This window comes from Pseudomonas sp. (genome assembly GCF_002796985.1).
In the GTDB taxonomy this organism is placed as follows: Bacteria; Pseudomonadota; Gammaproteobacteria; order Pseudomonadales; family Pseudomonadaceae; genus Pseudomonas.
In genome coordinates, this window is record NZ_PEKX01000007.1 from 959,364 (window position 1) to 980,986 (window position 21,623).

At 65.4% G+C, this 21,623-nt stretch carries 13 protein-coding genes; 5 read left to right on the forward strand and 8 right to left on the reverse strand.

What is annotated here, in order from left to right:
- The first annotated feature begins 71 nt into the window (after window positions 1–71).
- The 4 genes from CTR55_RS10145 (at window position 72) to CTR55_RS10160 (ending at window position 7,262) form a co-directional block, all read left to right on the forward strand.
- Window positions 72–2,039: a DUF1302 domain-containing protein gene (locus CTR55_RS10145; protein WP_296285838.1), complete on the forward strand. Its 1,968-nt coding sequence runs from the start codon at window positions 72–74 to the stop codon at window positions 2,037–2,039.
- A gap of 62 nt (window positions 2,040–2,101) precedes the next feature.
- Complete coding sequence (locus tag CTR55_RS10150) at window positions 2,102–3,469, forward strand: DUF1329 domain-containing protein (protein ID WP_296285839.1); 1,368 nt, start codon at window positions 2,102–2,104, stop codon at window positions 3,467–3,469.
- Window positions 3,470–3,783: 314 nt separating this feature from the next.
- The gene (locus CTR55_RS10155; protein ID WP_296285840.1) at window positions 3,784–4,866 is read left to right on the forward strand and encodes a YCF48-related protein; all 1,083 of its coding nucleotides are present in this window, start codon (window positions 3,784–3,786) and stop codon (window positions 4,864–4,866) included.
- Between the two features lie 14 nt (window positions 4,867–4,880).
- On the forward strand, window positions 4,881–7,262 hold the full coding sequence (locus tag CTR55_RS10160) for an RND family transporter (RefSeq protein ID WP_296285841.1): 2,382 nt from the start codon (window positions 4,881–4,883) through the stop codon (window positions 7,260–7,262).
- 124 nt (window positions 7,263–7,386) lie between these two features.
- Here the strand turns inward: CTR55_RS10160 and CTR55_RS10165 are convergent, their stop codons facing one another.
- From CTR55_RS10165 to CTR55_RS10200, 8 genes are all read right to left on the reverse strand, one after another.
- Window positions 7,387–8,469, reverse strand: a complete 1,083-nt coding sequence (locus CTR55_RS10165; RefSeq protein WP_296285843.1) for an alpha/beta hydrolase — start codon at window positions 8,467–8,469, stop codon at window positions 7,387–7,389.
- Window positions 8,470–8,506: 37 nt separating this feature from the next.
- A complete protein-coding gene (locus CTR55_RS10170; RefSeq protein WP_296285844.1) occupies window positions 8,507–10,150 on the reverse strand; it encodes a BatD family protein in 1,644 nt (547 codons plus the stop codon).
- Window positions 10,147–11,904, reverse strand: a complete 1,758-nt coding sequence (locus tag CTR55_RS10175; RefSeq protein WP_296285845.1) for a VWA domain-containing protein — start codon at window positions 11,902–11,904, stop codon at window positions 10,147–10,149. The genes CTR55_RS10170 and CTR55_RS10175 overlap by 4 nt, the downstream gene beginning before the upstream one ends.
- Entirely contained in the window at window positions 11,901–12,935 is a 1,035-nt protein-coding gene (locus CTR55_RS10180) for a VWA domain-containing protein (protein ID WP_296285846.1), read from the reverse strand. Before CTR55_RS10180 ends, CTR55_RS10175 begins: the two co-directional genes overlap by 4 nt.
- On the reverse strand, window positions 12,928–13,425 hold the full coding sequence (locus tag CTR55_RS10185; protein ID WP_296285847.1) for a DUF4381 domain-containing protein: 498 nt from the start codon (window positions 13,423–13,425) through the stop codon (window positions 12,928–12,930). Before CTR55_RS10185 ends, CTR55_RS10180 begins: the two co-directional genes overlap by 8 nt.
- Window positions 13,422–14,366: a DUF58 domain-containing protein gene (locus CTR55_RS10190; RefSeq protein ID WP_296285848.1), complete on the reverse strand. Its 945-nt coding sequence runs from the start codon at window positions 14,364–14,366 to the stop codon at window positions 13,422–13,424. Before CTR55_RS10190 ends, CTR55_RS10185 begins: the two co-directional genes overlap by 4 nt.
- Window position 14,367: 1 nt before the next feature.
- Window positions 14,368–15,327: a MoxR family ATPase gene (locus CTR55_RS10195; RefSeq protein ID WP_296285849.1), complete on the reverse strand. Its 960-nt coding sequence runs from the start codon at window positions 15,325–15,327 to the stop codon at window positions 14,368–14,370.
- Between the two features lie 61 nt (window positions 15,328–15,388).
- Complete coding sequence (locus CTR55_RS10200; protein ID WP_296285850.1) at window positions 15,389–16,261, reverse strand: DUF1353 domain-containing protein; 873 nt, start codon at window positions 16,259–16,261, stop codon at window positions 15,389–15,391.
- A gap of 308 nt (window positions 16,262–16,569) precedes the next feature.
- On the opposite strand from CTR55_RS10200, the gene CTR55_RS10205 reads away from it, so the two are divergent.
- A complete protein-coding gene (locus CTR55_RS10205) occupies window positions 16,570–21,432 on the forward strand; it encodes an NAD-glutamate dehydrogenase (protein WP_296285851.1) in 4,863 nt (1,620 codons plus the stop codon).
- Window positions 21,433–21,623 lie beyond the last annotated feature (191 nt).

The following is a 21,623-nucleotide window of genomic DNA, read 5'->3' on the forward strand; positions in this document are numbered from 1 at the left end:
ACGGCTGAAACGGTGAACCGCCCGCAGTGACGGCACCGCCAAAGAATGATCAGTCCATGGAGTGAGTCCTAATGGAAATCCCAGTTCGCAAGTCCGTCTTGCGTTATGCGCCTGCTCGTGCGGGCTTTGCCCTGGCAGGCATCCTGCCGCTGCTGATGTCCGCGCCAGCGACCGCCGTCGAATTCAGCTTCCTCGACAACGAAGTCACCGGCTCGCTGGACAGCACCGTGTCCTATGGCGCCCTGTGGCGCGTGCAGGGGCAGGACAAGACCAACAACGACATCAACGGCAACGACGGCAACCGCAACTTCGACACCGGCCTGGTTTCCGAGGTGTACAAGATCACTTCCGACCTGGAAGCGACCTACAAGAACTACGGCCTGTTCGTACGTGGCTCGGCTTTCTATGACACCCAGATCATGGACAAACGCAACGACTACTACGACAACAACCATCCGGCGCAGCCGAGCCAGACCTACCCCAATAGCGACCGCTTCACCAGCGAGACCCGCGACGCCGCCGGTAACCGCGCCGAGATCCTCGATGCCTACGTCTATGGCAACTGGGACGTAGCCGACCACCCGCTGACCGCGCGCCTGGGTCGCCAGGTGTTCAACTGGGGCGAGGGCATCTTCTACCGCGGTGGCGTGAACACCACCAACCCGGTGGATGCCGCCAAGTTCCGCCTGCCGGGTTCCGAGCTGAAAGAAGTGCTGATGCCGGTCGAAGCCGCGAGCTTCAACATCGGCCTGACCGACAACCTGTCGATGGACGCCTTCTACCAGTGGAACTGGAAAGAGACCCGCATCGACCCAGTTGGCACCTTCTTCTCCGAGACCGACCTGTTCGCCGACGGCGGCAACACGGCCTACACCACTGTTGGCGCGCTCTCCAACCCGCTGTTCCAGACCCTCTACCCGCAGCTGTCCGCTGCCCACGTAGGTGGCCTGCAGGGCACCAGCTACCTGGACTCCAACGGCGTGTTCAAGGTTGCCAACGTCGGCAAGGACATCAACGCGAAGAACGATGGTCAGTTCGGCGTCGCCTTCCACTATGTGGCGGAAGAGCTGAACTCCACCGAGTTCGGCTTCTACTTCGTCAACTACCACTCGAAAGAGCCGACCATCTACGCTGACCTGAACAGCGACTATGCCGGGGTCGACCTCGATCAACTGGCTGGAATTGGCGGCTTCTCGTCCTACGACCAGCTGCAGTCGGCAGCCGGCAGCGGCAACGCCCTGGCCGGCCAGGTGCTGAGCCTGGTCAATGGCGCGACCTCGGTGGACGTTGCCAACCAGGTCAACGCCCGTCGCGAGTACGTCGAAAACATCCGCATGTATGGCCTGAGCTTCAACACCACCGTGGGCGAAGCCTCGGTATTCGGTGAGCTGGCCTACCGCCCGAACCTGCCGATCGGCATCGCCACCACCAACGACCTGCTCGGCGACCTGCTGGTCCAGGCCCCGGGGCTGGCCAGCGGCAAAAGCGTGAATATCGGTGGTGGCCAGGTCTCGATGAGCGACCAGATCCACAACTACGAGCGCGTCGAGGCTTTCAATACCTCGCTGGGCACCATCTACAACTTCGGCCCGTCGCTGTCCTTCGACTCGCTGATGGGCGTGGCTGAACTGGCTTCCGAGCACCTGCGCGGCAGCAACCTGCAGTACACCGCCTACGATGGTTCGACCCGCTACTACTCCGGCCGTGGCAACGGCGCCTACATCTCCGGTTACGACCGCGACGATCAGGTGAACAAGAACGCCTACGGCTACACCCTGCTGCTGTCGGGTACCTGGAACGACGTCTACGCCGGTGTGAACATCTCGCCCTACGCCGTCTACAAGGACGACTTCGAAGGCAACTCCTACCAGACCGGTAACTTCATCGAAGGCCGCAAGGCCTACACCCTGGGCGTCAAGGCCACCTACCTGAACGCCCTGGAAGCCGAACTGCAGTACACCGAGTTCTACGGCGCCGGGCAGAACAACGCCGCACGCGACCGCGACAACGTCGGCTTCAACGTCAAGTACTCCTTCTAATAATGATCAGCGCGCGGCGGGCGTCAGAAGTACCCGCCGCGCATAGCTCACGGAGAAGCAACATGCGCAACATGCGTACCCTGGTCGGCGCCGCGGTGGCCCTGGCTCTGTCCGCCGGCAGCGCGCTGGCGGCGGTTTCCCCGCAGGATGCGGCCAAGCTGCAATCGACCCTGACCCCGATGGGCGCGGAAAAGGCCGGCAACGCCGCCGGCACCATTCCGGCCTGGACCGGTGGCATTACCCAGGCGCCGGCCGGCTACAAGCCGGGCCAGCACCACATCGACCCGTTCGCCGCCGACAAGCCGCTGTACACCATCACCAAGGCGAACCTGGACCAGTACAAGGCCAACCTGACCCCGGGCACCCTGGCGCTGTTCGCCACCTACCCCGATACCTTCCAGATGCCGGTGTACCCGAGCCGCCGCAGTGGTTCGGCGCCGCAGTGGGTGTATGACAACACCCTGAAGAACGCCACCAGCGCCAAGCTGGCCGAGGGCGGCAATGGCTTCGTCGATGCCTTCGGTGGCGTGCCGTTCCCGATTCCGCAGAGTGGCGTCGAGGCGGTGTGGAACCACATCGCCCGTTACCGCGGCACCTTCATCGTGCGCCGTGCCTCCGAAGTGGCCGTGCAGCGTAACGGTGACTACTCGCTGGTGACCTCGCAGCAGGAAGCGCTGTTCAAGTACTACATCCAGGGCAACAGCTTCTCGAACCTGAACAACCTGCTGTTCTACTACCTGTCGTTCACCAAGAGCCCGGCTCGCCTGGCGGGCGGCGCCGCGCTGGTTCACGAGACGCTCGACCAGGTCAAGGAGCCGCGTCAGGCCTGGGGCTACAACGCCGGCCAGCGCCGCGTGCGTCGTGCGCCGAACCTGGCCTATGACACCCCGATCGCTGCCGCCGACGGCCTGCGTACCGCCGACGACACCGACATGTTCAACGGCTCGCCGGATCGCTACGACTGGAAGCTGATCGGCAAGAAGGAAATGTACATCCCGTACAACAACTACAAGGTTTCCAGCCCTGAGGTTAAGTACAAGGATCTGCTGACCCCCAGCCACCTGAACCCGAAATACACCCGCTACGAGCTGCACCGTGTGTGGGTCGTCGAAGGCACCCTGAAGCCGGGCTCGCGCCATATCTACTCCAAGCGCGTGCTGTTCCTGGACGAAGATAGCTGGGGCGCCGCCGAAGTCGACCAGTACGATGGTCGTGGCGAGCTGTGGCGTGTATCGCTGGCCTACCTGAAGAACTACTACGAGCTGCCCACCACCTGGACCGCTCTGGATACCTTCCACGACCTGCAGGCCCGTCGCTACCACGTACAGAACCTGGACAACGAAGAGCCGAGCACCATCGACTTCGGCCAGGCCGTACCGGACGACTCCTACTTCAGCCCGTCCGCATTGCGTCGCCGCGGCACCCGCTGAGTTCGTCGGACGAACTTGCAGGAGCGAGCAAGCTCGGCTCCTGGAAAAAGCCCGCCCTTCGGCGGGCTTTTTCATTTGTGGTGGAAACGTCCTCAGATCCTGTAGGGCAGAAGCGAAAAGTGTTACCGCTCAACCCGCTGGAAGCCTCCAGCGGTGCGCCTTTCGGGTGAGGTGGCAAAACGCAGTCATCCTTTTGAGTGAGGCGACCGGGGCTTAACAAAAGATAACGTGCCGTCAATTGTCAGCCCCGGAAAAGGCTGGCTATATAGCTCCAAACTACATACCGCCTGCATAAGAAAAAGAGGTAAAGGCATATGCGTGAGCCCCTGTGGCGCACTTCGAGCGAGCAGCCCGTGTCGGGAGTGCGAAGCTCAATCCCGATGTCGCGCAAGTCGATTTCCCTGCTCGGCGCGTTTTCCTTCCTGATGATGTCCCTGGCTCCGCTGCACGCTGTAGCTGCAACGGAAGCGGCCAGTGATTCCAACTCGATCATTTCCGCCAAGGCCGCCAACAGCCTGCTGCTGAGCGTCGCCAATGCCGGCAAGCGCCTGGTCGCGGTGGGTGATCACGGGCACATCCTCTATTCCGACGATGATGGCAAGAACTGGACCCAGGCCACCGTGCCGACCCGCCAGCTGCTGACCTCGGTATTCTTCATCAGCGACAAGAAGGGCTGGGCCGTCGGCCATGACGCCCAGGTCCTGGCCACCACCGACGGCGGCACCACCTGGGTGCGCCAGTTCGAGGACCTCAAGCGCGAAGCGCCGTTGCTGGACATCTGGTTCCAGGACGAGAACCACGGCATGGCCGTGGGCGCCTACGGTGCGCTGCTGGAAACCACCGATGGCGGCCAGCACTGGGAAGACGTCAGCGACCGCCTGGACAACGAAGACCAGTTCCACCTCAACGCCATCGCGGCGGTGAAGGATTCCGGCCTGTTCGTGGTGGGCGAGGCGGGCAGCATGTTCCGCTCCAAAGACTGGGGCGAGACCTGGGAAAAACTCCAGGGCCCGTACGAAGGCTCGCTGTTCGGCGTCACCGGCACCCGCCAGGCGGGCACTGTCCTGGCCTACGGCCTGCGCGGCCACCTGTTCCGTTCCACCGATTTCGGTACTACCTGGCAGCAGGTCAGCCTGCCCACCGCCAACGGCGGTGAGCTGGAGTTCGGCCTCTCCGAGGGCAGCCTGCTGAATGACGGCACCATCGTCGTCGTCGGCCATGGCGGCAGCGTGCTGGAGAGCAAGGACGACGGCGTGAGCTTCAGCGTCGTCAACCGTCCGGATCGCCTGTCCCTCGCGGGCGTGAGCGCCGCCGGCAATGGCAACCTGGTCCTGGTCGGCCAGGGCGGTATCCACCTGGCTTCGGCGACCGGCGCCGAGCTGACAGAACAACAATAAGCCGGGGAGCCGCAATGAACGCTCTGAACAAGCATCAACAGGACAAGGCAACTTTCCTGGAACGCATCATCTTCACCCACCGGCCGTTCGTGATCATCGCGTGCCTGCTGGTGACCGTCTTCCTTGCCTGGTCGGCAATGCAGGTGCGTCCGTCCACCAGCTTCGAGAAGATGATCCCGCTGCAGCACCCGTTCATCCAGAACATGCTGGAGCACCGCAACGACCTGGCCAACCTCGGCAACACCGTACGCATCTCGGTGGAAGCGGTGAATGGCGACATCTTCACCAAGGAATACATGGAGACGCTGCGGCAGATCCATGACGAGGTGTTCTACATCCCCGGCGTCGACCGCTCCGGCATGAAGTCGCTGTGGAGCCCGAGCGTGCGCTGGACCGAGGTCACCGAGGAAGGCTTCGCCGGTGGCGAAGTGATCCCGCAGACCTACGACGGTTCGGCCAAGGCTCTCGACCTGCTGCGCAACAACGTGCTCAAGTCCGGCCAGATCGGCCGCCTGGTAGCCAACAACTTCAAGTCGAGCATCGTCGACGTGCCGCTGCTGGAGGTCTACCCGGACCCGAAGGACCAGGGCAAGCTGATGAAGCTGGACTACCGCCAGTTCTCCCATGAGCTGGAAGAGAAGATCCGCGACAAGTACCAGCTGCAGAACCCCAATGTGAAGGTGCACATCACCGGCTTCGCCAAGAAGGTCGGTGACCTGATCGATGGCCTGCTGATGGTGGTCGGCTTCTTCGGCATCTGCTTCGTCATCACCCTGGTGCTGCTGCTGTGGTTCACCAAGTGCGTGCGCTCCACCATCGCCGTGCTGTCCACCACGCTGGTGGCAGTGATCTGGCAGTTGGGCCTGCTGCACCTCTTCGGTTTCGGGCTGGACCCGTACTCGATGCTCGTGCCGTTCCTGATCTTCGCCATCGGTATTTCCCACGGCGTGCAGAAGATCAACGGTATCGCCCTGCAGTCCAGTGACGCGGAAACCCCGCTGCTGGCCGCGCGCCGTACCTTCCGCCAGCTGTTCCTGCCGGGCATGATCGCGATCCTCGCGGACGCGGTGGGCTTCATCACCCTGCTGGTGATCGACATCGGCGTGATCCGCGAACTGGCCATCGGCGCCTCCATCGGCGTGGCGGTGATCGTGTTCACCAACCTGATCCTGCTGCCGGTCGCCATCTCCTACATCGGCATCAGCAAGAAGGCCGTGCAGCGCAGCAAGGAAGACGCCGTGCGCGACCATCCCTTCTGGCGCGCGCTGTCCAACTTCGCCAGCCCGAGCGTGGCGCCGATCTCCGTGGTCATCGCCCTGGCGATGTTCGCAGGCGGCATGTGGCAAGGCCATCACCTGAAGATCGGCGACCTCGACCAGGGCGCGCCGGAGCTGCGTCCGGACTCGCGCTACAACCTGGACAACGACTTCATCATCCGCAACTACTCGACCAGCTCCGACGTGCTGGTGGTGATGGTGGAGTCCCAAGCTGAAGGCTGCTCCACCCACAATACCCTGTCCGCCATCGACGAGCTGGCCTGGCGCCTGGAGAACACCCAGGGCGTGCAGTCGGCCATCTCCCTGGTCACCGTCTCCAAGCAGATGATCAAGGGTATGAACGAAGGCAACCTGAAGTGGGAGTCGCTGTCGCGCAACCAGGACGTGCTGAACAACTCCATCAGCCGCGCCGAAGGCCTGTTCAACAGCAACTGCTCGCTGGCGCCCTTGCTGGTGTTCCTCAATGACCACAAGGCCGAGACCCTCGACCGTGCCGTTGCGGTGGTCCAGGACTTCGCCAAGGCCAACGAGAAGGACGACCTGAAGTTCAAGCTCGCCGCCGGTAACGCCGGTATCGAGGCCGCCACCAACGACGTGATCAAGCACTCGGAACTGACCATCCTGATCCTGGTGTACATCTGCGTGGCGCTGATGTGCCTGATCACCTTCCGCTCCTTCGCCGCGACCCTGTGCATCGTGCTGCCGCTGATCCTCACCTCGGTGCTGGGCAACGCGCTGATGGCGACCCTGGGCATCGGCGTGAAAGTGGCGACCCTGCCGGTGATCGCGCTGGGCGTGGGGATTGGCGTGGACTACGGCATCTATATCTACACCCGCCTGGAGTCCTTCCTGCGTCAGGGCCTGTCCCTGCAGGAGGCCTACTACGAGACGCTGAAGTCCACCGGCAAGGCCGTGCTGTTCACCGGCCTGTGCCTGGCGATCGGTGTTGCCACCTGGATCTTCTCGGCGATCAAGTTCCAGGCCGACATGGGCCTGATGCTGACCTTCATGCTCCTCTGGAACATGTTCGGCGCCCTGTGGCTGCTGCCGGCACTGGCGCGCTTCCTGATCAACCCGGAGAAGGTGCGTCAGAAGAAGGCATCGATCCTGGTTCACTGATCGACGGCATTAGCGGTAAACGAAAACCGCGGCCCTTGGGCCGCGGTTTTTTTATTGCTCTCGGTCGGGCCCGCAGCCGACAGGAATCCATCGCGGACAGAGTCCGCTCCTACGGGTACACGCTTCAGGGATTCGACAAGCGCTGGATCGTCTTCACCGGCGTCCCGTCACTCCAGCGCCCCATGGAGAGTTGCGCTGGCCCGCCACCCAGGGCGTAGCCGCGATCCTGGCCGTAGAAGGCTGCATCGCACAACGCATCGAACAGCTTCCAGGGGCCGAACCAGTCCATGGCATCCGTTGCCAATGCGTTGTGCGCTGATGGTTGGCCTTGTTTCAGGCGCTGCTTCACGCGCTCCTGCACGCGGTTGAGCAGCCAGCTGGAAGCATCGCTGGGCGGGTAACGCGGATCGAAGCGCGGCGCGGTCGGCGCTGCATGGTTGGCCAGCAGTGGCGGGCTGCCGTGGCGGTCGCTGCGCAGGAGTAGCAAGTCCTTGTCGCGAGCCGCGACCTGGGTGCTTTCCGAGTAGATGCGCCGGGCGTCATCGCAGGCGACTCGCTCGTCCTCGTCGCCGCACAGTGCCAGCAGCAGCGTGCCGGCGGGAATGTTCGCCAATGGCTCCAGCGGCACCTGCCGCCAGCGCGGGCCACTGCTCTTGCCGGGTTCCACGGCCATCAGCACTCGCGGTTTCGGTATGCCCAATCGCTGCCAGGAAGCTGACAGCCCGCTGGCGATCAGACCCCCGGCCGAATGGCCGACGTAGGCGACGTGCTCCAGTTCCGGCTTCACCTCCAGCTTGCCCGCCTGTAGATCGGCGATGGCGCGGCGCACGGAATCGGCGGCATTGGGCAGGAACGCTTCCGCCGGCGTCTTCAGCGTCGCCTGGTAGCGCGGGTAGATGAGGATGCTGCCACGCCGGACGATGTGCTCGATCCAGGCGCGGTACAGGTCCGGCTGCATCACACTCCAGCCGTGGCTGAAGACCACGACGGGGGCGCTGGATGGGACAGGGCGGTCCGGGGTGAAAATCCAGTATTCGTTGCCCTCGGCAGTGAAGTGCCACTGGCGCACGTCGGCATGGGCGTAATTCGAGCCGCCGGGGCCTTGCAGCGGTTGGGTCGGCGGCAGCGCCTCGGCCGCGTTCAGCGTGCCGGCGGGGATCAGCAGCAGGCTGACGGCCAGTGCAGGAATCAGCGGGTGACGAAGCATGGAGGCATCTCGGGCGAGGATGCCTGCAGCATAGCCGTCAGCGAGGGTAGAGCGGCGGCAGGCTGCTGGCTTCCGGCGTTGGCGGAGCGTCCGGATCGGCACCGGGGAGGGAGCGGATAGCGCGCCAGAGGTCTTCGCCCTGCCAGTTGCGGCCGCCCTCGCTGTCGCTGTAGAGCGCACCGTTGAGGCCATCCAGCGCGTCGGACAGCGGCACGAAGCGCGCCGCCATGTCGGCCAGGGTTTCCGGTTGCTGGCGGGCCCAGGCGTCCAGTGCCTGGCGGGTGGCGTGCGGGTCGTTGGCCTGGCTGGCGCGGCGTAGTTCGTCGAGCAGGGTACGGGTGCTCGGGCCGGCTTGCGCCACGCGGATGACCGCCGGCTGGCTGCGGGCGCGCCACCAGAGGGTGAAGCCGAGCAGGGTGGTCAGGCTGAGCAGCGCGCAAGCCAGCTTCCAGGGCCACAGCAACACATCGCTGATCACGGTTTCGCTGGCAACGGCGGAGCTCTCCGGGTGTTCCTCCAGCTGTGAGTTGGCGGCGACCTGCAGCGTGCGTGCCGGCAGGCTGGTGCGTTCGACGCGGTGCTCCTGGGTGTTCCACCAGACGATCTCCACCGGTGGCAACTCCACCGGCCCGGCCTTGTCGGCGATCAGCGCTTCACGCTCCTCGCGACTGCCGATCATGCCCTGGTCGCTGGCTTCATTGGCCAGCTGTGGCTGATCCGGGTAATGGCGCAGGCCCTCGGGCAGGGTGATCGGCAGCGGCGGCAATTGTGCGCTGGAGAGGCCTTCCACGCGCAGCATGATGTTGCGGGTCAGCGACTCTCCGGCCTTGGCCTCTTCCGGTTGCGGGCTCCAGGTTTCGGTCAGGCTGAGCGAACGGGCGGGCAGCCACGGTGCGTCCTTGGGGTAGTCCGTCGGTTTAGGGTCGACCTGCAGCGGGATGCTCGGCGAGACCACGCGTACCTGCTTGCCCGGCGGTGGGCCGAAGGGGTTGTTGTCCTCGTTGCGGCGTTGGGCGACCTGGGTGGCGTTGAAGGTCTGCCCAGGGATTTTCAGGGTGCCGCTGTTCTGCGGGAAGATCGCGTAGCGCACTTCGATCACGCCGTGGCGAACGCCATTGATGTTCTTCTCGTAGGTACGCGGTTCGCCCAGTGGCTCGACGCGGGCGTCGTTCATGCGCAGCGGGCTGAGGCTGCTGTCGTCGTACAGCGATACCGAGTGATAGATGCGCAGGGTCAGGATCACCTGGGCCTGCACCCAGCTTTGCTCATGGTCGACGCTGGCGTCGATGAATACCGGCGCGAGTTTCTGGCCCTCGTCGCTGTCCTCGGCCTTGAGGACCTCAAGGCTGATCGGTTCGCTGGCATTGCCGCCCAGGAGGATCGGCGGGATTTCCACCTTGCCCTCGTTGCGCGGCTGCAGGGTGATGATCCAGCGCGTGGTGGCCTGGGCCTTGCCGTTGAGGGTGGTCAGACGGTTGACCTGGCGGGTGCCGAGCACCACGAACTGTTCGTCCAGCGGCTTCAGGTCCGGCTTGCCGAACAGGGTTGGGTCGTCCGATTCCAGTGTCAGTTCGACGCTCTCGCCCGCCGTCAGTTGCGCGCGGTCGACGCTGGCGGTGAGGCTGGCCTCGGCGCGGAACGCGGCGAGGCAGAGCAGGGTCAGGCAGATCAGCCTTTTCATGGGGTGGGTTCCTGGCGCTGCTGCTGTTGCTGGTACCAGAACTTGCGGCGCAACAGCTCGGACGGATCGTCGGGAATCTGCCGTAGCCACTGTTCCAGGGCCTGGTGGCGCTCGTCACTCAGTGGACCGGCATCTTCCGGGTTGGTTTCCTGTTCTTCGCGGGCGTTCTCGCCGGGCTTGTCGCTCTGGCTGGCGGAGGGCCGCTCGGTTTCCTGCGAGGGATTCTTCGCCGCCGGTGCCGGCTGCGAGTCGCGTTCGCTGGAGTGCTCTTCGTCGTGCTGTTCGTCCTGCGGCTTGGCGGCCTGGGGATCACTGCTCTGGGCGGGGTTCTGCTTCTGCTGGGATGGCTGGTCGGTGCTACTGCCTTCGGGGTTTTCCTTGCGCTGGCGCAGCAGGTCTTCGAGCAGCGCCTTGTTGCGCTGGGCGGGCTCAAGCTCCGGGTCGCGCTCCAGCGCCTGGTCGTAGGCGTCGATGGCCGCTTCAAGTTCATTCTGTTTGGCCAGGGCATTGCCCCGGTTGTAGTGGTCGGCAGCCTCATCGCCCTGGGCGAAGGCCAGGGCGGCGTCCACGTAGTCGCCAGCGCGGTAGAGTGCCAGACCCTTCCAACGGAAGTCCTCGAAACGCTCGGCGGCCTCGGCGGGGTGCCCGCCATCGAGCAGACGCTGGCCCTGCTGGTCAGGGCGCAGCCAGAGGTCGTTGAACTCGAAGGCGTTGGCGTCCTGTGGCGGCGCCCACAGCAGGGGCAGCAGCGGCAGGCTGAACAACCAGCCGCGACGGCCGGCGCAGGCGGCCAGCAGGAGCAGCGGCAACAGCAGCCAGTAGCCCTGATCGGCCCAGCGCTGCAGGCGCAGCAGGGCGTCCTCTTCGCTCACCTGCAGGCCCTGGGTGCTGTCCAGCAGGCCGAGGGAGCGCAGGTCGCTGCTGCTGGCGCGCAGGCGCTGGAAGCGGCCGCCCATGTCGGTGGCGAAGGCGCGCAACGAGCTCTCGTCCAGGCGCGGCACGAGGATGTTGCCCTGGTCGTCCTTGAGGAAAGTGCCGTCCTCCTGGGCGATGGGTGCGCCGCCGGGAGTGCCCACGGCGAGCAGCAGCAGGTCCTTGCCCTTGCCTTTGAGCGCCTGGCGGATGCCCTGGCGTTCGCGGGCGTCCAGTTCGCTGGTGATCAGCAGGATGCGGCCGTTGCCCTCTGCGCCGTTTTCCAGCAGGCGGCGGGCCTGGGCCACGGCGAGGTCGGCGCGCTGGCCAGGCTCGGGCATGATCGACGGCTTGAGGGCGTCGAGCAGGTTGCGCGCGGTGCCCAGGTCGTTGGACAGCGGCACCAGCGTATGGGCGCTGCCGGCGTAGACGACGATGGCGGTCTGCGCATCGCTGCGGGCCTGCAACAGGTCGAGCAACTTGCGCCGGGCCTGTTCCAGGCGCGTGGGCTTGAGGTCGGTGGCGAGCATCTGCGGGGTGAGCTCCAGCACCACCACCAGCGGATCGCTGCGCTCCATGGTCGGTTGTTCCACCTGCTGCCAGCTCGGGCCGAGCAGGGCAAGCACGGCCAGCAGCCAGGCGATGCCGAGGTAGATCCACGGGCGGCGCTCGTGGCGACCATTACCGCCGGACAGCAGCCAGGGATGGAAGGCCTGGGGCAGCAGCAATTGCCAGCGCCCGGCGCGGCGTTCGCGGTGCCAGAGTTTCCACAGCAGCCAGCCGAGCAGCGGCAGCAGGAGCAGCCACCAGGGGCGCAGCAGGTGGGGCCAGAGGGCGCTCATGGCTGGCGCTCCTTGCGTAGACGCGCCAGCCGGGCCGGCAGGCGCCACTCCTCGGGCGGCCAGAGGGTACCGATTACCAGGGCCACGCTGACCAGCAAGGCGAACAGCAGTGGCCAGCTGTACAGGGCGATGGCCGGGCGCGCCTGGGTTGGCTTCTGCTCCACCGGCTCGAGCCGGTCGAGGCTGTCGGAAATGCGCTGTAGTTCTTCGCCATTGCGTGCACGGAAGTATTCGCCGCCGGTGCTTTCGGCGATGGCCTTGAGTGCCGGTTCGTCCAGGTCCAGCCCGGGATTGAGGCCGAACAGCCCGGCCACGCCGCCCTGTTTCGGGTCGGCGCCGATGCCGATGGTGTAGACCTTCACGTGCTCTTCGGCGGCCAGCTTGGCAGCGGTCTGCGGGGAGATCTCGCCGGCGGTGTTGGCGCCGTCGGTGATCAGCACCAGTACGCGGCTTTCGGCCGGTCGCTGGCGCAGGCGCTTGACCGCCAGGCCAATGGCGTCGCCCAGGGCGGTGTCCTTGCCGGCGATGCCGATCAGCGCTTCGTCCAGCCAGATGCGCACGGTGGAACGGTCGAAGGTCAGTGGTGCCTGCAGGTAGGCGCGGGTGCCGAACAGGATCAGTCCGACGCGATCCCCCCGGCGGCCTTCGATGAAGTCGCCGAACAGTTTCTTCACCAGGTCCAGGCGGCTGACTTCCGAGCCATCCCAGGTCATGTCGGCGTAATCCATGGAGCCGGAGACATCCACAGCCACCAGCAGGTCGCGACCGGTGGCGGGGATCGGCAGAGGCTCGCCGACCCATTGCGGGCGCGCGGCGGCCAGCAGCAGGCAGAGCCAGAGCAGGGCGAAGGGCGCCTGCTGGCGCCAGGCTGGCAGGCGCGCACGGGCGCGGCGGCCGGCGAGGCCTTCGAGTTCCTTGAGGAAGCTGACCTTGATCGCCGCCTCGCCGTTGTCGGCGGGCGGCAGGATGAAGCGCATCACCCAGGGCAGCGGGGCGAGCAGGAAAATCCAGGCCCAGGCGAACTCAAACATGCTTGCGCACCCAGGTCTCCACTGAAGCGGCCAGGCCGTCGATGGCCTTGTCGTCCAGCTTGCACTCGCTGCGGTAGCCACCCTCCACCAGGATCATCCAGCGGGTCAGGCCCGCCGCCGGGCAGCGGGTGTCGAGGAAGGCCAGCCAGGCGCGGCCGCTCAGGGTGTGGCTGTGGCTGTCCGGCCAGCGGGCGCGCGACAGGCGCTTGAGCAGGCCGTTCAGCGCTTGCAGCCAGGGGCCGGCCGGCGCGCGGTCATAGGGGCGCGGCAGGCGCTTGAGTTCTTCCAGCGCGGCTTCGCGCAGCGGGTCCAGCGGCACCTCGGCGACGACCTTGGCCTTGCGTTTGGGCAGCCAGCGCTGGCGGTGGCGCCACAGCGCCCAGAACAGCAGCGGCGCCAGTGCGGCAAGCAGCCACCAGCCTGGCGCCGGCGGCCACCAGGGCACCGCGGCGGGCTCGATCAGCGGTTGCAGCTGGTCGAGGGGATTCATTTGGCATATCCCCGCTGGTGCTGTTCCAGCAGGTTGCGCAACTGCTCCACCAGCTCTTCCTGGGTGGTCAGCGGCAGCAGCGGTACGCCCAGGCGCAGGGCCAGGCGCTGCCAGCGTTCGCGGCGGGCCTCGCCGAGAGCGCGGTAGGCCAGGCGCTGTTCGTCGATGTGGGTGTCCAGTTCCAGCTGCGCCGCGCCTTCCGCGAACCTTAGCAACCCGGCGGCGGGCAGGGCGTGGTCGAGCGGGTCGGACACCGGCAGCATCACCAGGTCGGTGTGCCGTGCCAGCAGGGACAGCTGCTGTTCGGCCACGTCGCTGAGCGCGCGTTCGTCGCACATCACCATGACCAGACTGCCAGGGCGCAGCACCTCGCGGGCGCGGCGCAGGGCCATGCCGAAGCCGTCGCCGCTGTGGCTCAGATTGGAGCCGGCAAGCAGGGCGTTGTTGGCGCGCACGATCAGGTTGAACAACTGCAGCAGGCTCTGTTTGCTGCGCCGTGGCTTGATCTCGTGGCATTCGCTGTCGGTGAACACCAGCCCGCCGATACGGTCGTTGTGCGCCAGCGCGGCCCAGCCGACGAAGGCGGCGGCGCGGGCGGCAAGCACAGACTTGAAGCACAGCCCGGAGCCGAAGAACAGCCGCGCGCTCTGCTCGACCAGGACGAATACCGGGCGCTCGCGCTCCTCATGGAACAGCTTGGTGTGCGGTTCCTGGCTGCGTGCAGTGACGCGCCAGTCGATGGTGCGCACGTCGTCGCCGGCCTGGTAGACGCGCACCTGGTCGAAGTCCACACCACGGCCGCGCAGGCGCGAGTGGTGCAGGCCGATGAGCGGGCTGCGCCGCGAGGGTGTGGAGAACAGCTGGACTTCGCGCAGGCGGTGACGGATCTCGATCAGCTCGCCGAGCGAGACGGCCACGCCGGGCGCCAGGACGTTGTGCATGTCAGGCGACGGCGACCACGTCGAGGATGCGCTGGACCACGCGGTCCTGGTCGATCCCGGCGGCCTCGGCCTCGAAGGTGAGGATCAGGCGGTGGCGCAGCACGTCGAAGAGCATCGCCTGGATGTCCTCGGGGCTGACGAAGTCGCGCCCGGCGAGCCAGGCGTGGGCACGTGCGCAGCGGTCCAGGGCGATGGAACCGCGCGGGCTGGCGCCATACGACAGCCACTCGGCCAGTTCGGCGTCGTACTTGGCCGGGGTGCGCGTGGCCATGATCAGCTGTACCAGGTATTCCTCCACCGCGTCGGCCATGTACAGGCCGAGGATTTCCTGGCGGGCGGCGAAGATGGCCTCCTGGGTGACCCGGCGCTCGGGCTTGGTCTCGCCGTTCAGCGCTTCGCCACGGGCCTGCTGGAGGATACGGCGCTCCACGGAGGCTTCCGGGTAGCCGATCTTCACATGCATGAGGAAGCGGTCGAGCTGGGCCTCGGGCAGCGGGTAGGTGCCTTCCTGCTCGATGGGGTTCTGCGTCGCCATCACCAGGAACAGCGGCGGCAGGTCGTAGGTGCTGCGGCCCACGCTGACCTGGCGCTCGGCCATGGCTTCGAGCAGGGCGGACTGCACCTTGGCTGGCGCGCGGTTGATTTCGTCAGCCAGCACCAGGTGGTGGAAGATCGGCCCCTGCTGGAACACGAAACTGCCATTCTCCGGGCGATAGATTTCGGTGCCGGTGATGTCGGCCGGGAGCAGGTCGGGGGTGAACTGGATACGGTGGAAGTCGGCCTCCAGGCCTTCGGCCAGGTCCTTGATCGCCTTGGTCTTGGCCAGGCCCGGTGCGCCTTCCACCAGCAGGTGGCCGTCGGCGATCAGGGCAATGAGCAGCCGCTCGATGAGCTTTTCCTGGCCGAGGATCTGGCTGGAGAGATACTGGCGCAGTGCAAGGAGCGACTCACGATGTTCCATCGCGTGGATTTCCTGGACGAAGGGTGGGGCTGTCGGGGCGCCTACTTTACTGCATCGGCCGTCACTCTTGCAGCGCCACACTTCGAGCCTTGTGCGGCGCTAGTGGTTCCAGCAGCAGCGGATCGCCAGGCAACGGCGTCAGGCAGCGCAGGGAAGTGTTGGGGTTGCGCTGCTGGCGCATGTCGCGCGCGCCGCCGTGGACCACGGCGAAGCGGTAAACCCAGGCCACCAGGCGCGGCATGCCGGCGTCGAGCAGCAGGCGATGGAACAGTTGGTCGGCTTCGGCCTTGGTCACCGGCGCGACGTTGAGGAACTGGTACAGCGCGTCGTGCACCAGGCTCGCATGGTGCGCCACTGGCCAGAACATCACGCGCCCCTTCTGCTGCCCATGGCGCAGGCACTGCACGTTTTCCAGGTGCTCCCACCAGTCCGGCGTGCCGAGGGTGGCGATCCAGAAGAACGGCACTTTCGGCGAGCAGCCGTCCCAGGCGTAGGTGCGGGCGCAGCCGAAGTCGTAGCTCACCGTGCCGGCGGTGAGGTCCACCTGGGCAGGGCCGGGATTGATGATGATGCGTCCGTCATGCACCACCAGCCACTCGCTATAGAAGAAACGGCCCTCGAACAGTACGTCCTCGCAGACCAACGGGAAGTCGATGTAGTTGATCCACGGGCCAGTGCGGTCGCGGCTGCAGAAGCCCCAGTCGCGCACCGAGCGCTCTCGCGCGGCTTCGACACGGCGCAGACGCTCGTCCCGGCCGACGATGCGCGGCAGCAGCACGCCGAGGTAGACCGGGACTGCACCCAGCAGCAGCGGCCGTACGGCTTCATCGAGGAACAGCCAGGCCGGCACGAGCAGTGCCACGCCCAGCAGGGTGACCAGCAGGTTGTCCAGGTGGCGCAAAAGCGGGCGGTGTAGAGGCGGGTGGCGTTGCATGGCGTCCGTTCCAGGGCAGGAATCAGCATGATAGCGCTTTGATATTTCCTGCGGCAGATGCGGAACGATCGTACTGTAATCCCGGTTGTTTCTCGTAGACACGAAGCCTGCATGCGGTTGAACGAATATGTCGCAGCCCCGGAAGCCAGCGCCGGGCGACTCCCGATAAGCTCGGTGGGATTGGTGACCGCCCGGTCGGGGTTGTCAATCGAGGGCCACACTGCCCGGCTATATCTGTGGCCCACCTGATGTACGGCGAGAAGCGTTCTACGCTCAATCCAACAAAACGAGCCCAGCGGAGTACCAACATGGCGTTCTTCACCGCAGCCAGCAAAGCCGACTTCCAGCAACAACTGAAAGCGGCCCTGGCACAGCACGTCGACGACAAGGGTCTGCCACAAGTGACCCTGTTCGCCGAGCAGTTCTTCGGCTTCATCTCCCTCGACGAATTGACCCAGCGCAGGCTGACCGACCTGGTCGGCTGCACGCTGTCTTCCTGGCGCCTGTTGGAACGCTTCGACCCCGCCCAGCCCATCGTTGCGGTGTACAACCCCGATTACGAAAAGCACGGCTGGCAGTCCACCCATACCGCGGTGCAGGTGCTGCATCCGGACCAGCCGTTCCTGGTCGACTCGGTGCGCATGGAGCTGAACCGCCGCGGTTACAGCATCCATACCCTGCAGACCAACGTGCTGAGCGTGCGCCGCAGCGCCAAGGGCGAGCTGCTGGAAATCCTGCCCAAGGGCAACCACGGCAAGGACGTGCATCAGGAGTCGCTGATGTACCTGGAGATCGATCGCGCCTCGCACATCGGCGAGCTGCGCACACTGGAGAAGAGCCTGCTGGAAGTGCTGGGCGAGGTTCGCCTGGCGGTGGCCGACTTCCCGGCCATGCGCGCCAAGGCCGAAGACTTGCTGGGCTGGCTGGGCAAGTCAAAATCCAAGGTCCGTGCGGAAGACACCGCCGAGGTGCGTGCCTTCCTCGAATGGCTGCTGGACAACCATTTTACCTTCCTCGGCTATGAGGAATTCACCGTCGTCGACGAGACCGATGGCGGGCGCATGATCTACGACGAGAAGTCCTTCCTCGGTGTGACCAAGCTGCTGCGTACCGGCCTCAGCCAGCAGGAGCTGCATATCGAAGACTACGCGGTGGCCTACCTGCGCGAGCCTCTGCTGCTGTCTTTCGCCAAGGCCTCGCACCCCAGTCGCGTGCATCGCCCGGCCTACCCGGATTACGTGTCGATCCGCGAGATCGATGCCAAGGGCAAGGTGCTGCGCGAGTTCCGCTTCATGGGCCTGTTCACCTCCTCGGTCTACAACGACAGCGTGACCCAGATCCCGTCGATCCGCGGCAAGGTGCTGGAAGTGGAGAGCCGCTCCGGTTTCGACGCCAATGCCCACCTGGGCAAGGAACTGGCCCAGATACTGGAAGTGCTGCCGCGTGACGACCTGTTCCAGACCTCGGTGGACGAGCTGTTCAGCACGGCCATGTCCATCGTGCAGATCCAGGAGCGCAACAAGATCCGCCTGTTCCTGCGCAAGGACCCTTACGGCCGCTTCGCCTACTGCCTGGCGTACGTGCCGCGCGACATCTATTCCACCGAGACTCGCATCAAGATCGAGCAGGTCCTGCGTGATCGCCTGAAGGCCAGCGACTGCGAGTTCTGGACCTTCTTCTCCGAATCCACCCTGGCGCGCGTGCAGTTCATCCTGCGCGTCGATCCGAAGAATCGTATCGACGTCGACGCCGTCCAGTTGGAACAGGAAGCCATCCAGGCCTGCCGCTCCTGGCAGGACGACTACGCCGCGCTGGTGCTGGAGAACTTCGGCGAAGGACAGGGCAACAACCTGCTGGAAGACTTCCCCAAAGGCTTCCCGGCCGGCTACCGCGAGCGCTTCGCCCCGCACTTCGCGGTGGTGGATTTGCAGCACCTGTCGAGCCTCTCCGACAGCCGTCCGCTGGTGATGAGCTTCTACCAGCCGCTGGCCCAGGGCGAGCAGCAGCTGCACTGCAAGCTGTACCACGCCGACACGCCGCTGGCGCTGTCGGACGTCCTGCCGATCCTGGAGAACCTCGGCCTGCGCGTGCTCGGCGAGTTCCCCTATCGCCTGCGCCACACCAACGGCCGCGAATACTGGATCCACGACTTCGCCTTCACCTACGCCGAAGGCCTGGACGTCAACATCCAGGAACTCAATGAGACCCTGCAGGACGCCTTCGTCCATATCGTCAACGGCGATGCCGAGAACGACGCCTTCAACCGCCTGGTGCTGACCGCCGGCCTGCCGTGGCGTGACGTGGCGCTGCTGCGTGCCTACGCTCGCTACCTCAAGCAGATCCGCCTGGGCTTCGACCTTGGCTATATCGCCAGTGCGCTGAATGCCCATGTGGACATCGCCCGCGAACTGGTGCGCCTGTTCAAGACCCGCTTCTACCTGGCCCGCAAGCTCACCGCCGAAGACCTGGAAGACAAGCAGCAAAAGCTGGAGCAGGCCATCCTTACGGCGCTGGACGAGGTCCAGGTGCTCAACGAAGACCGCATCCTGCGGCGCTACCTCGACCTGATCAAGGCGACCCTGCGCACCAACTTCTACCAGCCGGATGCGACCGGGCAGAACAAGAGCTACTTCAGCTTCAAGTTCAATCCCAAGGCCATTCCGGAAATCCCGCGTCCGACGCCGAAGTTCGAGATATTCGTCTACTGCCCGCGCGTGGAAGGCGTGCACCTGCGCTTCGGCGCCGTGGCCCGTGGCGGCCTGCGCTGGTCCGACCGCGAGGAAGACTACCGTACTGAAGTGCTGGGCCTGGTGAAGGCGCAGCAGGTGAAGAACGCGGTGATCGTGCCCACCGGCGCCAAGGGCGGCTTCATCCCGCGTCGCCTGCCGATGGGCGGTAGCCGTGACGAGATCCAGGCCGAGGCCATCGCCTGCTACCGCCTCTTCATTTCCGGCCTGCTGGACATCACCGACAACCTCAAGGAGGGCCAGGTCGTGCCGCCGACCAACGTGGTGCGCCACGATCCGGACGACCCCTACCTGGTGGTGGCGGCCGACAAGGGCACCGCGACCTTCTCCGACATCGCCAACAGCCTCTCCGCTGACTACAACTTCTGGCTGGGCGACGCCTTCGCCTCCGGCGGCTCGGCCGGCTATGACCACAAAGGCATGGGCATCACCGCCCGTGGCGGCTGGGTCTCGGTGCAGCGCCATTTCCGCGAGCGCGGCATCGACGTGCAGAAGGACAGTGTCAGCGTCATTGGCATCGGCGACATGGCGGGCGACGTGTTCGGCAACGGCCTGCTGATGTCGGACAAGCTGCAGATGGTCGCGGCCTTCAACCATATGCATATCGTCCTTGACCCCAATCCGGACCCGGCCGCGAGCTTCGCCGAGCGCCAGCGGCTATTCAACCTGCCGCGCTCCAGCTGGGCCGACTACGACGCTTCGCTGATTTCTGCCGGTGGCGGCATCTTCCTGCGTAGCGCCAAGAGCATCACCCTGACGCCGGAAGTGCGTGCGCGCTTCGACATCGACGCCGAGCGCCTGACCCCGACCGAGCTGATCCATGCGCTGCTCAAGGCGCCGGTGGATCTACTGTGGAACGGCGGTATCGGCACCTACGTGAAGTCCAGCAAGGAAACCCATGCCGACGTCGGCGACAAGGCCAACGATGGCCTGCGCGTGGACGGCCGCGACCTGCGGGTGAAAGTGGTGGGTGAGGGCGGCAACCTCGGCATGACGCAGCTGGCGCGGGTCGAGTTCGGCCTCAACGGCGGCGCGTGCAACACCGACTTCATCGACAACGCCGGTGGGGTGGATTGCTCCGACCATGAAGTGAACATCAAGATCCTGCTCAATGAAGTGGTGACCGCTGGCGACATGACCGGCAAGCAGCGCAACAAGCTGCTGGCGGAAATGACCGACCAAGTATCCGAGCTGGTACTGGGCAACAACTACAAGCAGACCCAGGCGCTGTCCCTGGCCGAGCGCCGCGCCCGCGAGCGCATTGCCGAGTACAAGCGACTGATGACCGACCTGGAAGGTCGCGGCAAGCTGGACCGCGCACTGGAATTCCTGCCCACCGACGATGTGCTGGCCGAGCGTATCGCCGCTGGCCAGGGGTTGACCCGCGCCGAACTGTCTGTGCTGATTTCCTACAGCAAGATCGATCTGAAGGAGCAACTGCTGCGCTCGCTGGTGCCGGACGACGATTACCTGACCCGAGACATGGAGACAGCCTTCCCGCAGACCCTGGTCGACACCTTCGGCCCGGCCATGCGCAAGCACCGCCTGAAGCGCGAGATTGTCAGCACGCAGATCGCCAACGACCTGATCAACCACATGGGCATCACCTTCGTGCAGCGCCTGAAGGAGTCCACCGGCATGACGCCGGCGAACGTGGCGGGCGCCTATGTGATCGTGCGTGATGTCTTCCATCTGCCGCACTGGTTCCGTCAGATCGAATCGCTGGATTACCAGGTGCCGGCGGAAGTGCAGCTGACCCTGATGGATGAACTGATGCGCCTGGGTCGCCGCGCGACCCGCTGGTTCCTGCGCAGTCGTCGCAACGAGCAGGATGCTGCCCGCGACGTGGCGCACTTCGGACCGCGCATCGCTGCCTTGGGCCTGAAACTCAACGAGCTGCTCGAAGGCCCGACCCGCGAGCTGTGGCAGGCGCGTTACCAGGCCTATGTCGATGCCGGTGTACCGGAGTTGCTGGCGCGCATGGTTGCCGGCACCAGCCACCTCTACACCCTGCTGCCGATAGTCGAGGCGGCGGACGTCACTGGCCGCGACCCGGCCGATGTGGCGCGTGCCTACTTCGCCCTGGGCAGCGAGCTGGAACTGACCTGGTATTTGCAGCAGATCAGCTCCCTGCCGGTGGAGAACAACTGGCAGGCGCTGGCTCGCGAAGCCTTCCGCGACGACCTGGACTGGCAGCAGCGGGCAATTACCGTCTCCGTGCTGCAGATGCAGGATGGCCCGGCGGAGATCGACGCACGGGTAGCGCTGTGGCTGGCGCAGCATGCTCCGATCGTCGCCCGCTGGCGCGCCATGCTCACTGAATTGCGTGCTTCCACCAGCACCGACTACGCGATGTATGCCGTGGCCAACCGCGAACTGCTCGACCTGGCGCAGAGCAACCAGCAGGGCGTGTGTCCTTCCTGATGCTCTGATTCGCTTGACCCTTTGATGCTCCAGCCCCGCCTAGTGCGGGGCTTTTTTTCGGGTGCGGATTACCGGGACTTGCAGGCGTGCGCGGTGCCTCTTCTGCAGGGGCGAGGAGGACGCCATCGTTATTGCTCGCGAACGCCGGCCAATGCTTGGCGTCAGGCAAAAGCGTTCGCGAGCAAGCTCGC